Genomic DNA, 21,578 nt, shown 5'->3' with positions numbered 1-21,578 from the left:
CGATGGCGGTCCATGGCCTGCTGAAGGGGCGGTCAGGCACGCCTCGCCAGGGCCCTTTTCGGGCGGGTCATTCGTACTCGCCGAAGCCTTCTCCAGGGCGGTCACCGGTGCCCCCGGCAGAACCGCCGTCAGCGGCGCTCGCGGGAGCCTCGCCGCGCCGGTCAGCGGTCGCCGGCGGCGGGGCCGGCGATGCGGCGGAAGTCGCCGAGGCTCTGGCGGAAGAACGCGTGGTCGCTCTCCAGCTTGGCCCTGGTGAAGCGGCCCGGGTCGGCCTCGCGCGCGGACCTGCCCATCTCGGTCCAGAACGCCTCGGGCGGCAGCTCGGCGGCGCCCTCAGGCAGGAACTTCAACGCCTCGGCCACCGCATCGGCCGCGTAGATCCAGTCGGTCTCCACGGCGCGGAACCGCTCGGCGTCGGGCGCGCCCGCCACGTAGTCGAGCTGGCCCTCCAGGGCCCGGCTCGCGTACGTGGCGCCGATCAGCACCCACTGGCCGGCGTCCAGCAGCTCGGATGCGCCGGTGCCGAACGTGGCGCCCGACCGTCTGGCCGCGTGCTCGCCCTCGTACGAGACCGGCACCTCCACGCCGCCCGCCCGCACCAGCCACCCGTCGGGCACCTCGATCACCGACGCCTCCGCCGACCCGCCGGAGACCGTCAGATCGAGGTAGATGTGCGCCTCGACCAGCGAGCGCGCCGTGGCGCCGTCAAGCATGCCTGGCCGCCAGATCGCGGTAGGAGTCGCGGACGATCAGCAGCCGGTCGAGCTGGAACCTGCCGGGTTCGGCCGCCCGCATCTCGCGTCCCCGCTGCGACCAGAACGCGTCATCGGGCACCTCGTCGGCGCCCGGCGGGATGAACTTCACGACCTCCTCGACGGCGGCCGTGGCGATCGACAGCGTACGGTGGGCCTCGGCCGCGTCGTCCGCCGGCACATTGCCCGCCGACAGGTCCGCCACCCACAGCCACTCCCCCGCGTCGAGCAGCTGCGACGGCTCCTCGCCCCCGAACGTCGGGTAGCCCGACGGCATCACCGGCCGCTCCGGCAGGCCGAACAGGTATTCGCGCTGCCTGCCGCAGTCGTCGCAGGTGCCCCAGTAGCGGTTGGCGAGCCCCTCGTCGACGGCGACCAGGCCGTTCTCCCAGGTCGTCTCGACCGAGCCGCACTCGCACGGGTGCAGGTCGAGGTAGAGATGCGCCTCATCCCTTGTCCGCGCCACCGCGAAGGCCATAACCGTCCTCTCCTCGCCGTTCTCCTATCATGCCCGCCCAACGAGACGACCGGCTCGTGCCCACGCCACGAGACGGCCCGCCCACGCGCGCGTCGCACGACGGCCGGGTCACCCCCGCGCCACCAGACGACCCGCCCGCGCACGCGCCACGAGACGGCCCGCTCATACCCGCATCACGTGGCGGTCGGTGTCGCGCTGCTTGCGGCGGCCGCAGTGGCACGGACCGGCTTTCGGGCAGTGGCACTCCTCGTCCGGCAGCCTGCCGACGCCGGCGGAGAGCTTGCGCCCGCGCTCCAGGTACGTGCGCGCCCGCTCCAAGCGGTCGTCGCGGCCGCCGGGCCGTGGACCGTCGAGCAGCTTGGTCAGCTCGGCGGCTACCGGAGCGGGCACCAGGTGCATCGGGGCGGTGGCGGCCAGGTCGTACAGCACGCCGAGCCGGGCCCGTCGCTGCGGCACCGTCGCGGCCCGCACCTGGCGGGCGGCCTCGACCAGCGCCGCGACGTGCCGGTACGGTGCGGCAGGCAGGCCCATCGCCGCCGCGATGGCTCCGGCGGTGACGGCCGCGGCGGCCCGCTCGTTCGCGCCGACCGGCTGCAGCCCGTCCACCTGGTACGTCACCACACCACCGCCCGTCGGTTCCACGGCCCCGCCCGCGCTCGCCGAGCCGGACGAGCCCGCCACACCGGCCGCCCCCATGCCGATGTCCTGTCCGACACCGGTGTCCTGGGCCTTGCCAAGGGTTCGGGCCATGCCAGTCCCATGGGCAGTGCCGTTCGCCTGCCCCACGCCGTTCGGCGAAGCCTCGCCGTTGTGGTGGGCGGCGCCGTTCGCGGCGGCTGTCGGCTGGGCGGGGATGGCCGGGGCGGGCGGGCGGATCTCGACGGCCAGGGGCGGCCGGCCGGGGAGCTGGACGTCGATCAAGCCGGGCCCCAGCACGCGGGCCTTCGCGCCCATGAGCGCGGCGGCCCTGCTGACCGCGTTGGCCGCGGCCAGCTCCGGCAGCTCAGGCGCGCCGCGCAGCGCCGCCACGTGCTCGGGGGCCAGCTCGCCCGCCCTGGCCAGGGCCACGAGCTTAGCGGTCGCACCCGGCTGCCCCGGTGCCAGGCCCGCTCTCTCGGCTTCGGCACGGATCGCGGCTGCCGCCTCGGCGGCACCGGACCGCCCGCCACCGAACACCGCGCCGAGCGACCGGCGCGCGGCGGGCCGCCCACTGAGCGCATCGGCCAGGGATCCGGTGGCAGGGGCAGTGCCGTTCGAGGCGCCGGCGAGCGAGCCCGGAGCTGACGCGCCACCGTTCACGACGTCGGCCAAGGAGTGCGGAGCAGCGGGACGGCCGTGCAAAGCGTCGGCGAGTGACGGCCCCGACGCCGTGGCGCTGCCGTGCAAGGCGTCGGCGAGTGACGGCCCCGATGCCGTGGCGCTGCCGGTCAGGGCGGCGGCCAGGGAGGGCTCGGCCGGCTGCGCGTTGTGGAGCGCGTCGATGAGGGCGCGTAGGCGGGCGGCGGCCGCCGCGTCCTCGTCGCTGACCCGCACGCCGGGCACACCCTCCGCAGCCGGAGGGCCGGACGGCGGGTGGGTGGGCCAGGGCGGGGGCGGCGGGGTGTGGCCGCGTTTGCGGATGTCCGTGGCGACGGCGTTGATGGCGGCCGCGAGCGTCTCCCTGAGCTGCGGGTCGGCGGTCGCGCTCCACCTGCGCGACAGCTGGGCGTGCTCGTTGAGCCGGGGCACCAGGCAGTGGTCCGTGCCTTCCTTCCGGGGCGACAGCGACTCCCTGATCGTCCCCTGGGGCGCCCCGGCCGCCTGCGCGGCGCGTTCCTGGGCGATGTGCGAGATCTCGTGGACCAGCACCGTGGACACCATGTCCGGGTGCACCCGTGGAGCGACGAAAGTGATGTGCGGGTCCTCCGCGGTGCCGGCGCGGAAGTCGGTGCGCCCGATGAATCCGTCGCCGGGGTTCGCGGCCACCACGCGGACGTGCTGGTCGGCGGCCCCGGGCAGCCGGACGACGAGGCGGTCCTCACCGGTCCAGCGCACGTCGGCGACGGCCCCGCCGAAGTCGGTGGCGGCCACGTGCCGGCTGCGGATCTCGGCGACGGTGAGGTCCGGTTCGCCTTCGGGACGCGCCGAGGCGCCCAGCGGGCTGTCAGGCAGCGCCTCCTCGTGCGCGCTGGACGGGAGCGTGCCCTGGAAGGTGCTGGCGCCGGGCGGCGGCTCCGACTCCTCGACCTGGACGATCTTCCAGACCGGTTCCGGCGGCCTGGGCAGGGCGCCGCGCTCGGCCAGCGCGGCCGAGACCTGGTCGGTGAACGTGCCGGACACCGGCGAGTTCAGGAACACCTCGCGCAGGTCCAGGTTCTGCTGGTCGGCCGCGTCCAGAATGTGGGGCGGCAGCGTGGAGAACGCCTCGGCGAACCCGGCGTCGCGGTGGCTGTTCCGCCCGGAGTCGTCGCTGCGCACGGTGCCGTCGGGAGCGGCCAGGTAGTGGTGGAGGCCGTCGGGCTCCTGCACGCGGACGCGGGCCACCGCGCCGCGGTCGCGGGCGGCCACGCGGGCGTCCTGAAGGACCTGGATGAGCCCTTCGCGGCCGGGCTCCGGCGTGAACCTGAACGTCGGCAGCCCGTCGAGCGGCGCCGCGATGCGGATGCCCGCCTGCATCCTGGCGTGCAGCTCGTTCAGCTCCTCGCCGGACATCGTGACCATGGCGGTGCCGCCGCTCGCGCCGGGCAGATGGACGGCCTCGCGCGCGGACCGGACGTCGCCATCGCGCCGCAGCTTGACCCGCTCGAACGTCAGGTCGTAGTCCACCCGCACCTGGACGGTGTAGAGCTTGCCGCTTTCGAACATGCTGCGCTCGCTGCGCGCGCCCTGGTGGACGTTGACGCTCTGCGACGCCTGGGCGCCCGCGCTGGTGCCGACGCTCACGCCGAGGGCGCCGATGCTCTGGCCGCCGTTCACGCCCACGGGCGTGACCTGGCTGCGGCCGACGGAGACGTTCTGCGCCTCGGCCCGCCTGTCCACCTCGCCCTTCTCGCCGTCGAACGGCCCGGCCACCACCGTGAGGTCCGACATGCGGGTCTTGATCGAGACGTCCACGCCCTGGTTGCGGAGCTTGGCCTCGGCGACGTGCGGCACCACGGCGCCGTCGCGTCCCGAGATCTGTTCCAGGCCGGTGATCAGGCCGGAGTGCGACAGCCAGGCCGACAGCGCTCCCAAGCGCTCTCTGACCGCGGCGTCGCCGACCATCTTCGTGAGCTGGCGGATGACGGCGTCGTAGAGCGTGGGCCTGTCCGGGTCCTCGGTCAGGGTGTCGGGGAAGAAGCCCGGCTCCAGCTCGACCGAGCGCGGGTCGGTCACGGCGCGGACCGGACCCGGGTCCTCGGCGACGGGGCGCACCATGTCGCTGGGCACGTCGCGTTCGAGCACCACGTCGTACGTGCGCTGCGGCGGCTCGCCCTTGCGCCCCACCGCGTGCACGGTCTTGCGGATCCTGGCGGCGGTGCCCGGCATGCGCCGCTCGAACGGGATGCGCCGCACGCGGGCGGGGCGGGTCTCGACCTCGAGGACGAGCTCCATGTCCTGGGCGACCGTGGTCACGCCGACGAACCTCGCGATCCGCAGCAGCCGCATGACGTTGTTGATCTTGGTGTTGGAGAAGGAGCGGCTGCGCTTGGTGGACGCGCCGGCCTTGCTTTCGCCGCCCTCCTCGGCTGCGTTGTAGTCGACGCCGGCGGACAGCGCGACGGAGTGCGACTCCGTGTGCGCGAGCTCACCTCCGCGGTAGCGCTGGATGATGTTGCCCTTCTCAGCGGTCTGGCTCACCATCCGGGCCCGGCTCGGGTCGCCCTTGGGCCTGAGCTTGGCGCGGACGGTGACGACCTGCGGGGCCGCGTTGGGGGTGCTCGACTGCACCTCGTACTCGCGCTCGAACCCGCGCCGCGACATCATCTCGTCGAGGTGGATCTCGGAGCGGGTGTCGTTGAGGTCCACCCTGACCTGCCTGGCCAGGTTCGGGGTGGCGGCGTTGGCGCCCGGCACGGCCTCCTCGATGAGGCTGAGCGCCTCGTCCATGAGGTTGACCTCGTCGCCCTGCCTGTTCGTCACGGTGAACGACGTCGGCACGCTGGAGCTCATGCCGGCGGCGTACTGGGGCGCGAGGACGACCTCCTTGAGCCGGTCGTTGACCTCCTGGGCCTTGCTCAGCGCGTCCGCGAGGTGGATGAAGCCCTTGCCGGGGTCGTGACGGGTGGCCTCGGCCGCCGGGGCGACGGCGGGCTCGAGGTCGGCGACCTTCTTGAGCGCTTGGAGCAGGTCGGACGGATAGTGCCGCTTACCGAGCCCGATGTCCTCGCCCCGCTCGACCGCCTCCCTCCTGGCCTGGATGTAGCGGGTGATCAGCGGTACGGCGACCGTGCGGTGCAGGTCCATGTGGCCGTTGATGAAGCGGTCGACCGCGTCGGCCACGACGGCCACCGGCAGCTTCAGCTCTCCCTCGGCGAACATCCGCAGCGCGTCGTGCTCGGGGACGACGAACACCCCGTTGCCGTGGCTGCGCAGCGTGTCGCCCCGCTGGGTGCGGGATTCGTCTCCGACCAGGCCGACCTTGCTGGTGCTGACGGTCGTGACGACGTCGACCGGGACCTTGAAGCGGTACTTCCGGCCGGTCGCGATGCCGAGGAACTCGGTGCCGAAGATGGCGACGAGCGCGGTCAGCAGCATCCTGGTGCGGTTGCGCGAGGGCAGCGAGGCGCTGCCGGTGTCGCTGCTGGCACCGTTGTCGTCCGAGTCGCCGACGCTGTTCACCAGGCTGAGCAGGAAGTTCTTGGCCCCGTTCCAGGAGATGCCGACGCTGCGCAGGGCGAGCATGATGCGGCCGGACACCGGGTCGGCGATGTCGACGAACTCCGCCTCGCCGAGCTCCGCGCGCACGTCCACCTTGGCCCGCGTGGGCTTCGGCCCCTGCGGATCGAGCACGAGATCGTTGGAGATCGGGCCCTCGAAGATGTGGCCGGCGAGATGGTGGCGGCTCAGCATCGGCCAGAGCTGGATCAGCGGCGCGACCCGCTTTCTCAGCGCCTTCGGCAGCAGGCGGCGGACCTGGTCGATGTCGCTCAGTTCTGGGCCGACGTCGAAGTGCTCCAGCGTGGAGAGCCGCATGAGCCGCTTGCTCGGCTTGCCCATCGAGCCGGAGAAGCGCGGCCCGCCCTCGCGGGGCAGCATGTCGCCGGGCACCATCAGGACGGCCGTGATGGGGCGCGGCTCGATCAGGGGCGCCATCGTGGCCCCGTGGATCTGGTGGACCTCGATCGTCGCCCTGGTCTCGACGACGGCGGTCGGCTTGTTCTTGCCGTCCTCGGTCATGCCGACCTTGTTGACCATGCTGGTCACGTTGGTCGCGGCCGAGTACGAGCGGTCGCCGCCGACGTTCGGTCCCGCCTTGTGCGAGATCCCGTCCTGCCCCTCCTCCGGGCCGTCGGTCTTGGACGCCGAGCCGCCGAGCGTCCCCGCCACCGACCGGCTCACGCCCCGCCCGGCGGTGTCGCTGGCGATGTCGAGGTGGGTGCGCACCTTGGTGACCTGGCCGGTGCCGGTGCCGGTGTCGTCCGGGTCCTGCCGGACGACGATGTACAGCGCGTCCAGGCCGAGAGCCCGGTTGAAGCCGTGCTTCTGCAGCGGGACCATGACGCCGCCCTGGGCGAGCTGGTCGAACGCGCTGCGGACCGGGCTCTCCTCCAGGTGAAGCTTGATGTCGCTCTCGTTCATCCGCTGGGCGGCGCGGACGAGCGGGTTCTTGCTGTAGACGCGCTTGCCGTCCACCTCCTCGCCCACCAGCCCGGTGCCGGACAGCTCGGCGAGTACCTCGTCCACGAGCCCGTCGAGCCCGTGGACCTCGCGCACGTCGGTGGGGCCTGCGCCGCGCAGCCGTCCATCCCCGGCGCCGAGCCATTCCGGCAGCCGCATCTCGCGGCCCGGGATGGGCTCGGCTCCCTTGGAGTCCTTGAGCACGGCGAGCCCGTCGTCGCCGATCTTGATGCGGCCGTTCTCCGTGACGAACAGCTCGACCGGCACGGGGTCGCCGGCGTGGAAGGCGTCGAGCACCTGCTGGCGCACCAGCAGCTCCGTCTGGAACGGCTCCAGCGTCCGCGGCGGCTTGTTCTTCCGTTCGATGGTGAACGTCACCTTGGCCACCTTGCGGTAGGCCTGCGAGGGGCCGCTGCGCTTGTCCACCTGCGGATGGACGGCGACCTCGTTCGCCGTGGACGACGACGACTGCGACACCGGCCTGCTGGTGTTGGCGCTGGGCCCGATGGAGTCGGGCCGGTAGTCGCTCAGCGGCCCGGTGACGTCGAGATCCTCGATCTCCGCCTTGGGGAATCCCGCGGATACCTTGCCCTCGAACGAGTCGCCGGTCTCGGCCTTGGTGGTGGAGGTGGCGGTCTCGGTGAGCACCTCCTCCTCGAGCGCGTCGCGCGTCCACCCACCGACCATGCGGGTCTCTTCTTCGACGATCTCGCTGTGGGCGGTGATCTTGAAGTCGGTGTCGCCCGGCACCACCAGATCGACCGACAGGCCGGAGTCCAGGGTCTGGCGGAAGCGCGTCTGCAGCTCGCGGACGACGAACTTGCGCAGGTTCTGGCGGGCGGGGGTGCCGACCTGGGCGAACTCGCCGCCGAGCTGCTCGGCGAGCGCGTCGAACGCCTCCTCCAGGCCGGTCATGCTGATGACCTCCTGGTTCGGCGGCTTCGGGTTGCGCAGCTGCGGGTCGATGGTCTGCTGGGAGGCCGTGCCGGCGTCGGCGTACGAGTGCCACACCCAGAAGCGCTGGGTGCGGGAGTCGCCGCGGCTGCCCTCGCTGACCCGGATGGGCGCGCTCCACGTAGCGTTCTTGCCGGAGCGCTCCTCGATCGTCCACTCGGCGACGGCGTCGTACAGCAGCGACTCGGTGCGGTTGTCCGCGACCGAACCGCCCTGCTCGAACATGCTGCCCCCGCCGGAGGCCGACCAGTTGCGACCGAAGCGGCCGCCGACGGAGATGCCCGCCACCTCCAAGAGGGCGGCGCCCCAGCTGCCCGGAATCAGGTACTCCGCCGCCTTCGCCGTGTTGAAGTCCACGTTGACGCCGAAGCTGCCCGCCTCGGTGGCGGTGTAGGACTGTCCCGTCTGGTAGAACAGGCCGACCGTCACCTGGGACGCCCGCATGGCGGGGCTGTCCACCTCCACGAGGTCCGACAGCCTGAGCTTGATCCGCAGCTCGATCGCCCTGCCGCTGAAGTTGATCGGCAGCACCAGGCCGTCGCCCGCCACCGCCTTGTGCCAGTCGGCGCGGATGAGCCCTTCCAGCTCGTTCGGCGTGAACCGCTTGGCGACCTTCTTCCGCTCCAGCAGCGCGTTGACCTGGTCGGTGAGCTCGTCGAGGTGCGCGAGCCGGCCGGTGGGCATCGCCTCGGGCAGCGACAGCGGGTCCGGCCTGCTCCGCCCCAGCACCTGCTCGTACCGCGCGTACGCCTTCTCCGCCTCCCGACGGGCCTGCCTGATGAGGTCGGCCATGGTGGGCTGGCCCGGATGCAGCGAAGGCCCGAGGCTGCCGGGCGGCGCGGCGAGCAGCCGCGCGTACCGCTCGTACGCCACCCTCGCCGCGATCGACGCGTTCACCGCGTTCGCGTACACGGCGGCGATCCGCTCGTTCCGCGCCTGCTTGTCCCGCCCCGCGCGGGCGTCCTCGGCGGCCGTCGTGGCGCGGATGTCGGCACCGCTGTCCTTGTCCCGGCCGGCGGTCTCGGCCTTCTTCTCGGCCTCCTCGGCGTCTTTCGCGGCCTCCTGCGCGATCGCCACGTGGGCCTTCAGCAGGTGGCGCAGGGCCTTCTCGACCGTCGAGAGCTGCTCGGCCGCCCGGCGCAGCTCATCGACGTCCTCGGACGGTCTGGGGATGTCGAAGCCGGTACGCACGTCGTCCGGCCCCACCGCCCACGGCGGCGGCGGCACCTCCGCGCCCCGGGCGCGCAGCTCGGCGTCCAGGCCGTCGATGTCGATCGCCTTCTGCCGCTTCTCCGGCATCGTGGGGGCGTTCTCCCACTGCTCGATCAGCAGCACCCGCTCGTTCCGGCGGGCGGTCACGCACTCGTCCCTGACCTCCCGCGCCGGGCGGCCCGGCAGCATGCGGCGCAGGATGCCCCTGCGTCCCTGGCCGGCCGCCTGCCGCTGGAACGTGTCGGTGATCTCGTGCAGCCACACCCTGGTGAGCTGGTCGGTGGCGACGCGCGGGGCGAACGTCACCACGTGCGGGTCCTCGGCGGTGCCCGCGCGCACCCTGGTCCGCGCCATCTCGCGCTGGCCGGGCTCGCCGACGGTGAACGTGAAGTGCTGGACGCCGCTCCCCGTGGTCACCGTCAGGGCGTCGCCGTCCCAGGACAGGCCCCGCACCTCCTGGGCGCCGTGCACGAAGTGCCTGGGGTCGAGGGCCTGGGCCGCCTGCTTGATCTCGTCAAGGGTGACGTCGGTGTCGCGGCCGCTGTCCGTGACGTACGCGGTGCCGGCGATCGGTTGCGAGGTGACCGTTCCCGGGATGCTGGTGTGCGTCTCCGGCGGGGTGACGCGGGTGACGTCCGAGGACAGCGAGTCGCTGGACGCGGCGAGCACCAGCAGCGCGGACGCCTCCACCACCAGCTCCGGGTGGCTGTCCACGTTGCCCGCGACGTCGTCGAGCGTGCGGCGCAGGCGCTTCATCGTGTCGTTCGGCAGGACGCGGAATCCGCCGTCCGGCTTCGGGACGATCACCTCGCCGTCTGGGCCGATCACGGCGCCGGGGAACGTGGTCTCGAGCGCTTCCACCAGCGCCGCCCGCGCCCTCGTCGGCGCCCCGGCCTTGGACGCCGCCTTCGTCCGGCCGCCCTGGTCGGCGGCCGTCCTGTCGGCCTCGTGGTCCGCGTCCGCTGCCTGGTTGCTCGCCTGATCGGCCGCCTGGGCGGCCGCTGCCCGGCCGCCCGTGTCGGGCTGACCGGACGTACCAGGCCGGCCCGTTACGACGGGCTGGGCGGTTGTGCCGGGCTGCTGGGTCGCGTCGCTGCGGTCGGCAGGCGGCGTGGCCGGCTGAGCCGCGTCGCTGCCCGTCCGGCCGGTGGACGGGCCGGTCGGCGCGCCGGCCGCCACCACAGGCTGGGCCGCGCCCTCGTTCGCCGGGCTCTGCGCGGTGGTCTGCTGCTGCCCAGCGGCCGGCTGCGGCCGGCCATCGGCGCGTGCGGCGGACGGCTCGCTCGTCGTCACCGCCGTGTTCGCGCTGGTCGTGTCCCCTGCCGTGATGCCCGCCGTGATGCCCGCCGTGGTGCCCGCCGGGGTGCCGGTCGGGCTGCTGACGGTGGCCGGGTCGCCGAGCGTGGCGGCGGCAGGCGCGCCCGGCGCCTGCCCGGCGGCCGGCTGCTGCGCGGAAGCCGAGCCGGACTGCGGCGACGAGGCCGTGCGCGGCTCCGGTGCGGTGGCCGGCTCCGACTCCGGCGTCGCGTTCGTGTGCGGCGTGCGGGCGTCAGGACGCGTGTCGGAGGTGACGCTCGCGGAAGGCTGGGCGTCCGCGGCGAGCCGGGGTGCGGTGTCCGGGGTGGTGCGTGCGGGCTGCCGCTCCGGGGCCGCCTCGGGGGCGTCGTCCTGGTTCGGCTCCTGATTCCGGTCGGGGGCCGGGGTGACCTGCTGTTCCGGGGTGCGGCGACGCTGCGAAGCGTCGGCGTCGGGGACGCCGACGCTCGGGCGGGACGCCGAGCCGGACGACGAACCGGCCGACGACATCGTGCCGGCCGTGCTCGCCGTACGCTGCGCGGGGATGGTGACCGGCTCGGACGTACGCATGCCGCCGGCCGTGGCGGGCTGGTTGCCGCCGGGGCCGGTCGGCGCGACAGCGGTCCCGGAGGGGTCAGCGGACGGGCTGCCTCCGCCCGCCCAGGCGGCGGCGCGGGCGGCGTCGGTCCGTGCGGCGGCGTCGTAGGCGGAGGCCAGCGTGGTCGTCGGATGCGCCAGCGCCAGGGCCACGTCCGGGTTGAACGGGCTGATCGTCCCGGTACGCCCCACGCCACCCATGAACGCGCCCACCATGGACTCGGCGGTGAACGGATTCTGTAGCTCCCCGTACACCAGCGCGTTGCCCATGAAACTGCCGACCGGTGAGGCGATCACATTGGTCGCACCCGTCGTCAGCGCCCGCCCGGCGAACCCCGGCACCACCTGGGTGACCCGCGAGATCGGCCCTCCGACCACCGTCCCGGTGATTCCGCCGCCACCGCCGCTCGCCGTGACCATGGCGATCTCCCGCCAGTCGAAGTCCTCCCGGGTGCCCTTCAGCCTCTGAAGGTATTGGGCGACGAACTCGATGAAGAACTCCTCGCCCATCTCTTCGACGAGCTCCCTGCCGATCGGCGAGGCCAGCACCCGCAGCAGCAACGCCCGCCCGGTGGGGCCGCTCAACGCCGCCACCTGCGCCAGGCGGGCCGCACCGACCTTCTGCCCGGCGGCGCCCACCAGCTTGACCAGGATCCGGCTGATGGCCGCGCGTGCACCAGCCGCGTACGGACCGATCAACGGCGTTGAGACGCCCGCGGTGAAGAACGCCACCAGCAGCGTGATCGCGATGGCGATCACCGTCACCCAGAAGGCCACGTTGATCGTCAGCTTCGAGTACTGCGTCTGCACCGCGAAGTTGCTGGCCTGCACCGCGTACGCGTGCGCGTTGTGGCTGACGCCGGTGATGCCGCTCTCTTTGCTGTACAGCTCACGCGCCCGGCCCACGAACTTCGCGGTCGCGGGCGCCGCCCATCCCGTGACGATCGTCCGCACCGCCGAACCAGCGGGCTCGGCGGAGGAGATCGCGCCGTCCGACAGCGCCGCGTACCGGCGTGCGAGCTCCGACAGCCCGGCCTCGCTGGCCTCCGGCCACTTCTGACCGGCCGACAACATCGGAATCAGCCAGTAGTTCACCCAGTCCGGCAGCGCTTCGGTCTCCCAGACGGGCCGGACGTCGCTGTCGATCTGGACGATCTGCTTCTGGACGGACTGTCCGCCGGGGGTCTGGATGTTGGAGTTGTGGTCGCCCGAGTACGCCATGAACCCCGTCTCAGACTTCCCGCGCCATGCGGGTGAGGTCGTGCCGGATGTCGGCGTCCGTCTGCAACGTGTTGTCGATCGCGGCGCGCAGCCGGTCGCCGGCGTCCACGATCTGCTCGGCCAGCCGCTTGGCCTGGCGGACCATCTCGATGGGCCCGCCGTCGCCGCAGTGGGCCTTGTAGAACGCCTGGCCCTCGGCTCCGCCGCCCCACGGCGCGGTGCTCAGGTACGACTCCACGTCGTCGGCGAGCTTGGGCAGGGTCCTGCCGACCTCTTCGGCGGTCGTGGACCAGGCCGACATGCCGCGGTTCACGACGGTCTTGGAGACGTACGCGCCCGACCAGTCCTCGATCACCGGTCACCTCCGATGCCGTCGACGAGCTGGGCCATCGCGGCCTCCACGTCGCCCTCGAGGTGCGCCTTGAACTGCTCGGCCGGGATCACCGGCTCGAAGATCTCCATGACCCGCTGCTGGGCGGCCTCGGCGGCCTTGCGCGCGGTCGCGGCGATCGTGTCGGCGAGCGCCCTGGCGTCGGGGCGGCGGTAGATGCGGGGGTCGAGGTCGAGGCGGATCAGGTCGCCGCGCGGGCCGACGGTGACGGAGACCAGGCCGTCGCTGGAGGTCTCGGTGACCTGCACGGCCTTGGCCTTGGCGTGCAGCTCCAGCCCTTGCTCCTGCAGGCGCGTGAACGTCTCACGCAGCTCGTCGGCGTATGCCCGCATCGCGGCCACATCCGGCTGTTCGGAAGCCCCCATAACCCCCTCGCTACGTTTGCACCATGTGACGCCACATGTGCCTGAGAGGTCAGTTTCCGTCACATTAACACCAGGAAACAAGGGCTTAACCTAAACGTTCAGAAACCTCGAAGTGAGGGGCACCGCCTCCTCCCGCATGTCCGTCACCTCCGCGCGCGGCACCCAGGCCCGCCACACGCCGCGTTCCACCCGATCGAGTCCCAGGTCACGGGCCTTGAGCGCGGACCCGCCGAGGTATTCGAGCAACAGCCGCCCGTCCCGCTCGTCGTGCACCTGGAAGGGCTCGTCGCGCCACCGGCACACGACGGTCACGAAGTGCAGCGACTCGCACTCCTGCACCGGGACCGTGCGGACGTGGCAGTCCGGCTCGACCTCCTCGAAGCCGTCGCGCGGCGTCTCGCTGCGCAGCCGTACCCAGAGCTCCAGCGCGTGCGGCTCGGGGCTGACCGGATATTCTTCGCCGTTCCAGCGCGCACGGTAGCCGTGCCACGACGTCATGATCGCCTCCCCACCAGGAGCCAGCGGCGCAGGTCGCCGTGGTAGAAGGCGCGGCGGTACTCGGTGCCGGCCTGGGTGAGCTCCCAGATCTCCGCGCCGTGCGGCAGGCCCACGCCGTACACCTTGTACTCGCGGATGACGTTGTCGACGCTGGGGACCAGGCCCATGCCGAAGAACGGCGGCTCCTCCACGACCCAGCCCGCCACGGCCTGCCGCCCCTCCTCGTCGGTGCCTCCGTACGGCGTGCGGTAGAGGTCGAGGCCGACGGGACGCCAGCGCAGCATGTTCAGCGAACCCGTCTCGGTGAGCATGTCGGTCTGGTTCAGCGCGGCGGCCAGCACGGCGGGGGTGGCGATGTGCGAGACGTCGAGCGCGTGGTGGCAGTAGCCCGACACGCGCGGCTCGGACGTGGCGAGCAGGTCGGGGATGTCGGCGGCCGCGATGAGCTTCTGCACCACCGGCACGCCCGAGCCGGGGGCGATCTGCAGGTCCTGCTCCAGGGTGGGCACGGCGAGGCGGGCCACCGTACCGGATTCGAGCAGGAAGGACACCGGCAGCCCCGGGTTGATCGCCAGCCCCCAGCGCAGGTCGGGCCAGCCGGCGGCCAGCTCGGTCATCGACGCGACCCGGCAGTGCGTGGCGGCGCCGCCGGTGGCCAGCGTCATCGCCTCGACCGAGGTGAAGGCCATCACCCAGGTCCGCTCGCCGTCGGCGGCGGTCGCCCAGGCGGGACGCTCGGCGCCGGCGGCCGCGGCGGCGGTGATCGGCAACGCCAGGTCGGCCTCGCGCAGCAGGCTCAGGCACGCCGCCTGCTGCCCGTCCTGATAGGCCGCCAGCAACTGCTCCTCGAAGGGGCTGGCCGGAAAGTGATCATCGACGGTCACCCGACAATTCTGTCCCGTTCTCAACCCTTGTGGTTCCTGTTCGCCCGCCGCTCCCTTCCCGGCCGCGTCACTGCGCGCCCCGGCGGAGCGCATGGTGGGTCCGCGCGGAAGCGGCCGGCCCACGCCCCCACCGCGCGCCCTCGGCCGAGCGCACGACGAGGCCGCATGGAAGCAGCCGGCCCTACGCCTCACCGCGCGCCCCGGCGAAGCGCATGACGAGGCCGCACGGCACCGGCCGGCCCCGCCCCCACCGCGCATCCCAGCGGGTGAGGAGCGACGTGGCACAGAACCGGCGCCGTTTCCTCCCCTTCGCCCGACCCGTCAGCGGGTGGGGACCGAGGTGCGGGGAGAGGTGGGGCGGGTCTGGCGGGCGGCGGCGCGCAGGGCGCGGTAGAGGAGGCGGGCGTCGCCGAGGCGGTGGCGCAGCAGCTTTTCGAGCCCGCCGATGGGCACGAGGTTCTGCGGGGCGCGCGGGTCCTTGTAGTCGACGCCCGCGAGCGGCGGCAGGGCGCGGGTGAGCGAGTCGGCCAGCCGTACGAGGTCGTCGAGCGGCAGGTCGGCGCTCGCCTCGCAGCGTACGATCCCCGCCCACGGCATGTCGGAGGTCGTGGGCAGGCGAAGGTACCAGGTGTGGCGGCGCCAGCTCGTGCCCATGAGGAAGACCGGGGTGCGCTGGCCGGGCAGCAGCGCCGGCACGGTGGCGGCCTGCGGGGCGGGCAGGTAGGCGGTGTGGTGGGTCTTGACGTAGCCGACCGTGCGCGGCAGGTGCGTACGCCCCCGCAGCGGCCCGTCCACCAGCAGCAGGTCCTCCTCCCCCGCCTCGGCCCGGTAGCGGACGGCCAGGCCGACCTCCAGCTCGGTGAGGTGGCGCTGCAGGGCCAGGGTCAGCTCGTCGGGGCCGGAGCCGGGGGCCCTGCGTGCGCGGTAGGCGGCGGAGGAGGTGACGACGTCGGCCGCGTGCGGCGAGGCGCTGAACAGCGACCGGCTCACCTCGACGGCGACCGGCGCGGCCCCCGTTCCCGGGGCGCAGCGGACGATCCCGGCCGCGCACGAGGCCGCGATGCCGGGCAGCACGTCGGGCTCGCCGTCGGCGTACGTCCACAGCCGGGCGTCGATGCGGCGCACCCCGTCGGCGATCAGCAGCACGCCGGGCGGCGCGGTGGCGGGGTCGGGGGTGACCGGCCGCCACCGGGCGGCGGGCAGCTCGACGTCGAGGTCCAGCTCGGCGCTGGTGGCGTCGAGCTCGGCGAGCGCCTCGGCGTCGAGCGCCGCCGAGTAGGCGGGGTCCCACGCGTCGACGGTGAACCCGGCCGTCATGCGGTCGTCCTGCACAGGTGTGACCCCCTGGCGTCGCGGCTGACCTCGAAGCGTACCGGGATGCGGTCGGCCAGCGCGGGCACGTGCGTGACGACGCCGACCATGCGGTCGCGGCCGGCGGCCAGGCGTTCGAGCGTGGTGGCGACCGTGTCGAGTGTGGCCGGGTCGAGGGTGCCGAAGCCCTCGTCGAGGAAGAGCGAGTCGAGGCTGCGCGCGGCGGTCGCCGACAGCCCGGCGACCTGGTCGGACAGGGCGAGTGCCAGCGCGAGCGCGGCCTGGAACGTCTCGCCGCCCGACAGGGTGCGCGCGTTGCGCCGCATCCCCGCCTCGGCGTGGTCGATGACCTCGATCTCGTTCCGCGCGCCGAGCGCCAGCTCGTACTGGCCGTCGGACAGCTCGCGCAGGGTCTCGGAGGCGGCGGTGACGAGCAGGTCGAGCGCCTCGGTGCACAGCCAGCGTTCGAAGGCGTCGGCGCGCAGGCACTGGGCCAGCTCCTTGGCGACCTGGGCGCGCTCCTCCTCGGCTCTGACGCGCTCTTCCAGCTCGCGGGCGGTGGCGCGGTTCTCCTTGACCTGGGCGAGCCTGGCCTCGGCCTGGGCGATCGCGGCGCTGACGGCCTCGCCGAGGCGCGCGGCGGGCCCCGCCCGTCCGGCCCGCTCCCCGGTGCCTTCCGGCGGGGTCACGTCGTGCTCGGCGAGGCGGGCGACCAGCGACGTCCACAGGGCGCGGGCCTGCCGGTCGGTCCCGGCCATGCGGGCCTCCTGCTCCTCCAGGGCGGCGCGCTCGCGTACGGCCGCCTCGTCGCGCCAGGCGAGCAGGGCCGTCCAGGCGTGGTGGAGGTCGGCGCGGTCGAGCGGCGGCGCGCCGAGCGGGACCACGGTGTCGCGGGCGGCGTCCAGGTCGCGCCAGAGCCGCTCGGTCCTCCGTGCCAGCTCGTCGGCGCGGCTTCTGGCCCGGTTCAGTGCGGTGCGGGCCTCGCGCGCGGCCCGCCGCAGCTCGGCCGCCCGCTGCCGCGCGGCCCGCCCCGCCGCCAGCCGTTCCTCCAGCCCGGCCCGCCACTTGGCGATCCGCTCGGCTTCGAGCCCCCCGTCGATGGCCTCCGCCCCGGAAGGCGGCACCGGGGACGCGGCCCGCTCGCAGGGCTGCGGGTCGGCCCCCTCCGCGGCGGCGGCCGCCGCCCGCGCTCCGGCATCGGTGCGCGGCCTCCCATCCCGGCCGATCGTGGCGGCGTCGCCGACATCATCCGCACCGCTCGTGGTGGCGGCGTCGCCGAGAACCGCCGCCAGCTTCCCGCGCAGCTCGGCGGCGCGGGCGGCGAGTTCGCGTACGGTGCGGTCGAGGTGGCGCAGCTCGGTGCCGGTTTCGGTGTGGCGGCGGCGGGCCTGCTCGGCCTCCTTTCGCGTGGTCTTGACCCGCTGCTCGGCGGCCCGCAGATCATCCGTGGCCGGGTGGTGCGGCAGGGCGGTGACGGTCTGCAGGCAAGTGGGGCACGGTTCGCCGACGACGAGGCGGCGGGCCAGGTCGGCCCCGGCGTGGGCGTCGCGCAGCCGGTCGCGGGCCTGCTCGGCCTCGGCCAGTGCGGCCTCCAGGTCGCGGGCGCGGGCGGCGAGGGGTTCGAGCGCGGCGCGGGTCTCGGCGGCCTGGGACTCGGCGGTGCCGAGGTCGGCGAGCAGCCGCTCGTACGTGTCGAGCGCCTGGAGGCGTTCCAGCAGCACGGCCGGGTCGTCGCAGGCGGCGGCCGCGTCCTCGGCGCGCTGCTCGGCGGCCTCGGCGGCGGCCACGGCCTCGGTGAGCGCGGCCACCTCGTCGGTGGCGGCGCGGGCGCTCCCGGCGAGCGTGGGCACGTCGGCGGGCAGGGCGAGCGCGGTCAGCGCGGCCAGCCGGTCGCGCAGCGCGTCGCGCTCATCGGCGAGGCGGCGCAGCTCCTCGTCGTGGCCGCGCAGCGCGTCGAGGTCGGCCCTGATGCTCCCGTCGAGGTCGCGCAGCGCGGCGAGCCGGTCGGACGCGGCGCGCTCGGCCTGCTCGTCGGCGTCGGTGAGCTTGGCCAGGCGCTCCCTGGCGAAGCCGGCGGCCTGCGCGGCGGCGGCCTCCTCCTGGACGGCGCGCTGCCGGATGCGTTCGTAGACGTCGGCGTCGAGAAGCTGCACCAGCAGGTCCTGGCGCTCGCGCGGCTGGGCGTGCAGGAACTCGGCGAACCTGCCCTGCGGCAGTACCACGCACTGGGTGAAGAACCGGTATTCGAGGCCGGTGATGCGCTGCACCTCGGCGGTGACGGCGGCGCCCTCGGCGACGGGCCGGACGACGGCGGCCAGCAGCTCCTCCAGCTCGGCCGAGCCGGGCACGGCGGGGTCCAGCTCGTCGAGGCGGGCCTCGGCGGTGTGCACCTTGCCCTTGGCGTCGCGCTTGAGCGCCCGTACGACGGCGTAGCGACGGCCCGCGCTCTCGAAGACGAGCGCGACCTTGGCCGCGACGGCGGACGGCGCCAGAGCATGGGCGATGACGTTCTCCTTGCCCCAGCGCGGGACGGTGCCGTAGAGGGCGAAGCAGATGGCGTCGATGAGCGTGCTCTTGCCGGCGCCCGTGGGGCCGACCAGGACGAAGTACTCGACGCCGGAGAAGTCGGCGGTGGCGGGCTCGCGGAAGCTGCCGAAGTTGTCGAGGTGCAGCCGCAGCGGGCGCATCAGCCGGTCACCTCCTCGTGGAGGCGGTCGAACAGGGCGGCGACGCGGTCGTCGTGGCGGCCGGAGGCGGCGAGGTAGTCGCGGAAGAGGTCACGGGGGCTGCGGGCGGGTCCTGTCGCCGGGGCGCGGCCGGGGTCGCGTACGGGGCGGAACCGCTCGTGGACGGTGACCTCCAGGGCGGTGGGCAGGATCTCGCGTACGGCCTCGGCCAGGCCCGGCCTGGGCGGCTCGGTGACGACGACCCGCAGCCACGTCTCGGCCAGGCCGGGCGCCATGGCCTCCAGCTCCTCCAGCGTGCCCGTCCTGGTCGCGAGGGCGCGGGCCGAGGTGATGGGCACCTCGCGGACCTGGGCGGGACGGCCCGGCTCGACGGTGACGAGCAGCGCGCCGGGAGTGTTGTCCTCCTCGCCGAAGTCGACGGCGATGGGGGAGCCGCTGTACCAGATGGGACAGGGACCGGCGATCTGCTGGCGGCGGTGCAGGTGGCCGAGCGCGGCGTACTGGGTGGCGGGCGGGAACGCGGTGGGCTCGAAGTAGTAGGAGAAGATCGACTGAGCCCGCCGCTCGCCGCCGCCGAACCGGCCGCTGAGCAGCGTGCCGTGGGTGGTGACGAGGTTGACGGTGTCGGCGGAGAATCCCGCGGTGAGCGCGGCGACCAGCTCGGCGATGCGGGCGGCGTAGTCGCGGTTGTGCTCGGCCTGGGTGCCGGCCAGCACCTCCGCGGCGCGTACGACGTACCGATGCGACAGGAACGGCAGCACGGCGAGGCGCACGGGCTCGCCGGAACGTGCGGTGAAGGCGAGCGTGCCGCCCTGGTCGGGCCGCCGGAACGCGCCGACGACGTGCACGCCGATCTTGCCGAGCACCGGCCGGTAGACCTCCAGCAGGTGCGGGTTGTCGTGGTTGCCGGCCAGCACCACCACCTGGCGCCCGCCCTCGTGCAGCGCCATGAGGGCGTTGAGCACCAGCGCCTGCGCCTCGGGCGTGGGGGCGCTGGTGTCGAAGAGGTCCCCGGCCACGAGGACCGCGTCGACGTCCTCCGTACGGGCGATGGTCACCAGGTCGCGCAGCACGGCGCGGTGCTCGTCGATGCGGTGGCGGCCCTTGAGTACCTTGCCGACGTGCCAGTCGGCGGTGTGCAGGATCTTCATGCGCGCTTTCCCTGACCTAGAAGGGCGGGATGTCGTCGTCGGCGCCCGGCAGCCCGGCGAACGGATCGGCGGCGGCCTTCGGGCTCGAAGCGGGCCGCGCCGCGGCTTCGGCGGGACGGGTGGCCCAGGCCGGGAAGGGGAACGTGACGGCGAGCGGCACGGGGATCTCGGGCTGGGTGACGAACATCGTGCCGGGGCGGGCGATCGTGGCGCGGTCTCTGCCGGTGGCGGGCAGCCAGCCGTACTCGGGGCGGGTGGCCTCGGCCGGGTCGAGTCGGCCCGCGATGCGTACCGAGCAGTTGGCCACGATGCGCCGCTCCACCTCGGACGCGGTCTGCTGGGCGCCGATGAGGATCACGCCCAGGGAGCGGCCGCGCTCGGCCACATCCAGCAGGATCTCCTTGATGGGCGACTCGCCTTCGCGCGGCGCGTACTTGTTGAGCTCGTCCAGCACCACGAACAGCAGCGGGCGTGCGGTGCCCGCGCTCTCCTTGCGGGCGAACTCGCCGCGCAGCGTCACGCCGACCACGAACCGCTGCGCCCGATCCGGCAGGTTGTGCAGGTCCACGATGGAGACCTGGGCGCCGGACGTGCCGATGCCGTGCGGCCGGCCGCCGGGCAGATCACCGCGCACGATGGGCGACAGCGCCCTGACCGCGCCGCGCAGCCGGCGCAGGAACGCGTTGACGGTGCCCAGCGGGGTGGGCGCGCCGGTCCAGACGGCGCGGGTGCCCTCGTCGGCGAGCTGGGCGCCGATCACGTCCACCAGGTCGCCGAACGTGCGGCAGACGGGGCCGCCCTCCTCGCCGGGGCGGCGGATGCGTACGGCGCCGCTGTCCCCCACGGGCTCGGCCCACGCCTGCAGCCGCGCCGCGACCTGGCCGACGAGCAGCGAGTACTGGGCACGCTCGTCGTCGGCGTCGGTGAACACGAACCGCAGCAGCTCCTCGGCGCAGAACTCGGCCAGCGTCCAGTAGTAGGCGCTGACGTCGCGGGTCCTGGCCGAGACGTCGGGCACGCCGTTGGGGTCGCGGGGGCGCGGCGGCGCGAACACGTGGACGCTGCCGAACGGCCCGGCGGGCAGGCCGAGCCGGGCGTACTGGGCGGTCGCGGCGGCGTCGAGGCGGGTATTCGCGTGGTCGAGGAAGAGCAGGTCCTCGCCTTTCACGGAGAAGATCAGGGCTTTGGTGTTGGCGGCCTCCGCGCCCAGCACGCCGGAATTGAATATCGAATAGAGGAGAAATGTGGCGAATGACGTCTTTGTCGCCACGCCGGAAACGCCGGAGATCGACACGTGCGCGCCGCGAGTGCCGTCGAGAAAATCGAAATTGACGTACATCGGCCGGCCGTCGCGGCCGAGGCCCATGGGGACGCGCCGGTCCATGACGTCGAAGTAGAGCGCCTGGTCGCGGTCGCCGCTCGCGGCGCGGTAGACGGGGGCGCCGGGCAGCGGCGGCACGAAGACCTCCGGCTCGACCCGGGTGACGCGCACCTCCGCGCGCTCGACCACGGCGGCGGGCAGCGCGCCGTCGGCGATGAGGAAGACGTCGGAGTCGAACCCGGCGCCCTCGTGGCGCGCCTCGACGGCCGACACCACGCCCGCGACCAGCACCGGACCGTAGTCGGGCGTGTCGCGCCTGGTCACCACCACGTCGTCGAGCTGGACGACGCGGCCCGGCTCCAGCCCCACCCAGAACGACAGCGGGGAGGCGGCGTGGGTGCCGAGGACCCGGCCGACCGCATCCGCCGAGGCGGCCCTCCCGCCGGCGGCCGTCCCGCTGCCGGAGGCCGTCGCGCCGGCGGCGGTCCCATTCCCACCGGAGGCCGTCGCGCGCCCTGAGGTGTGGCCGGTGGACCCGTTGGCGGCCGCCGCCTCCGTCTGCTCGCTCACCGATCTCCCCCGCCCCGGACGTTCACGTACTTCCCGCAGAATCCTAACGACCGCAATGCCGCCTTTTGCCACTGTTGTGACATTGCCGACA

11 protein-coding genes are annotated in these 21,578 nt (G+C 73.7%); all 11 read right to left on the bottom strand.

Features of this window, described 5'->3' with window-relative positions; translation table 11 throughout:
- Window positions 1-161: 161 nt before the first annotated feature.
- Complete coding sequence (locus ACFMQL_RS32285; RefSeq protein ID WP_364052358.1) at window positions 162-713, bottom strand: hypothetical protein; 552 nt, start codon at window positions 711-713, stop codon at window positions 162-164.
- Window positions 706-1,230 (bottom strand): hypothetical protein, encoded by a 525-nt coding sequence (locus ACFMQL_RS32280; RefSeq protein ID WP_364052361.1) that lies wholly within the window; start codon window positions 1,228-1,230, stop codon window positions 706-708. Before ACFMQL_RS32280 ends, ACFMQL_RS32285 begins: the two co-directional genes overlap by 8 nt.
- Before the next feature lie 162 nt (window positions 1,231-1,392).
- Window positions 1,393-12,309 (bottom strand): hypothetical protein, encoded by a 10,917-nt coding sequence (locus tag ACFMQL_RS32275; RefSeq protein ID WP_378788532.1) that lies wholly within the window; start codon window positions 12,307-12,309, stop codon window positions 1,393-1,395.
- A gap of 10 nt (window positions 12,310-12,319) precedes the next feature.
- Complete coding sequence (locus tag ACFMQL_RS32270) at window positions 12,320-12,664, bottom strand: hypothetical protein (protein WP_364052367.1); 345 nt, start codon at window positions 12,662-12,664, stop codon at window positions 12,320-12,322.
- The gene (locus ACFMQL_RS32265; protein ID WP_378788530.1) at window positions 12,661-13,065 is read right to left on the bottom strand and encodes a YbaB/EbfC family nucleoid-associated protein; all 405 of its coding nucleotides are present in this window, start codon (window positions 13,063-13,065) and stop codon (window positions 12,661-12,663) included. Before ACFMQL_RS32265 ends, ACFMQL_RS32270 begins: the two co-directional genes overlap by 4 nt.
- A 90-nt stretch (window positions 13,066-13,155) precedes the next feature.
- The gene (locus ACFMQL_RS32260; RefSeq protein ID WP_364052373.1) at window positions 13,156-13,563 is read right to left on the bottom strand and encodes a hypothetical protein; all 408 of its coding nucleotides are present in this window, start codon (window positions 13,561-13,563) and stop codon (window positions 13,156-13,158) included.
- Complete coding sequence (locus ACFMQL_RS32255; RefSeq protein ID WP_364052376.1) at window positions 13,560-14,447, bottom strand: SseB family protein; 888 nt, start codon at window positions 14,445-14,447, stop codon at window positions 13,560-13,562. Before ACFMQL_RS32255 ends, ACFMQL_RS32260 begins: the two co-directional genes overlap by 4 nt.
- A gap of 321 nt (window positions 14,448-14,768) precedes the next feature.
- The gene (locus tag ACFMQL_RS32250; RefSeq protein ID WP_378788528.1) at window positions 14,769-15,764 is read right to left on the bottom strand and encodes a hypothetical protein; all 996 of its coding nucleotides are present in this window, start codon (window positions 15,762-15,764) and stop codon (window positions 14,769-14,771) included.
- Entirely contained in the window at window positions 15,761-18,445 is a 2,685-nt protein-coding gene (locus tag ACFMQL_RS32245; protein ID WP_364052382.1) for an SMC family ATPase, read from the bottom strand. Before ACFMQL_RS32245 ends, ACFMQL_RS32250 begins: the two co-directional genes overlap by 4 nt.
- Window positions 18,445-19,596: an exonuclease SbcCD subunit D gene (locus tag ACFMQL_RS32240; protein WP_378788525.1), complete on the bottom strand. Its 1,152-nt coding sequence runs from the start codon at window positions 19,594-19,596 to the stop codon at window positions 18,445-18,447. Before ACFMQL_RS32240 ends, ACFMQL_RS32245 begins: the two co-directional genes overlap by 1 nt.
- 16 nt (window positions 19,597-19,612) lie before the next feature.
- Window positions 19,613-21,487 carry an ATP-binding protein gene (locus ACFMQL_RS32235; RefSeq protein ID WP_378788524.1) on the bottom strand — a complete coding sequence of 625 codons (1,875 nt, stop codon included), beginning with the start codon at window positions 21,485-21,487 and terminating at the stop codon, window positions 19,613-19,615.
- Between the last annotated feature and the right edge of the window lie 91 nt (window positions 21,488-21,578).

It is taken from the genome of Nonomuraea fastidiosa, from assembly GCF_042751225.1.
Classification (GTDB): Bacteria; Actinomycetota; Actinomycetes; order Streptosporangiales; family Streptosporangiaceae; genus Nonomuraea; species Nonomuraea fastidiosa.
This window is presented reverse-complemented; position numbering and strand designations above follow the sequence as displayed.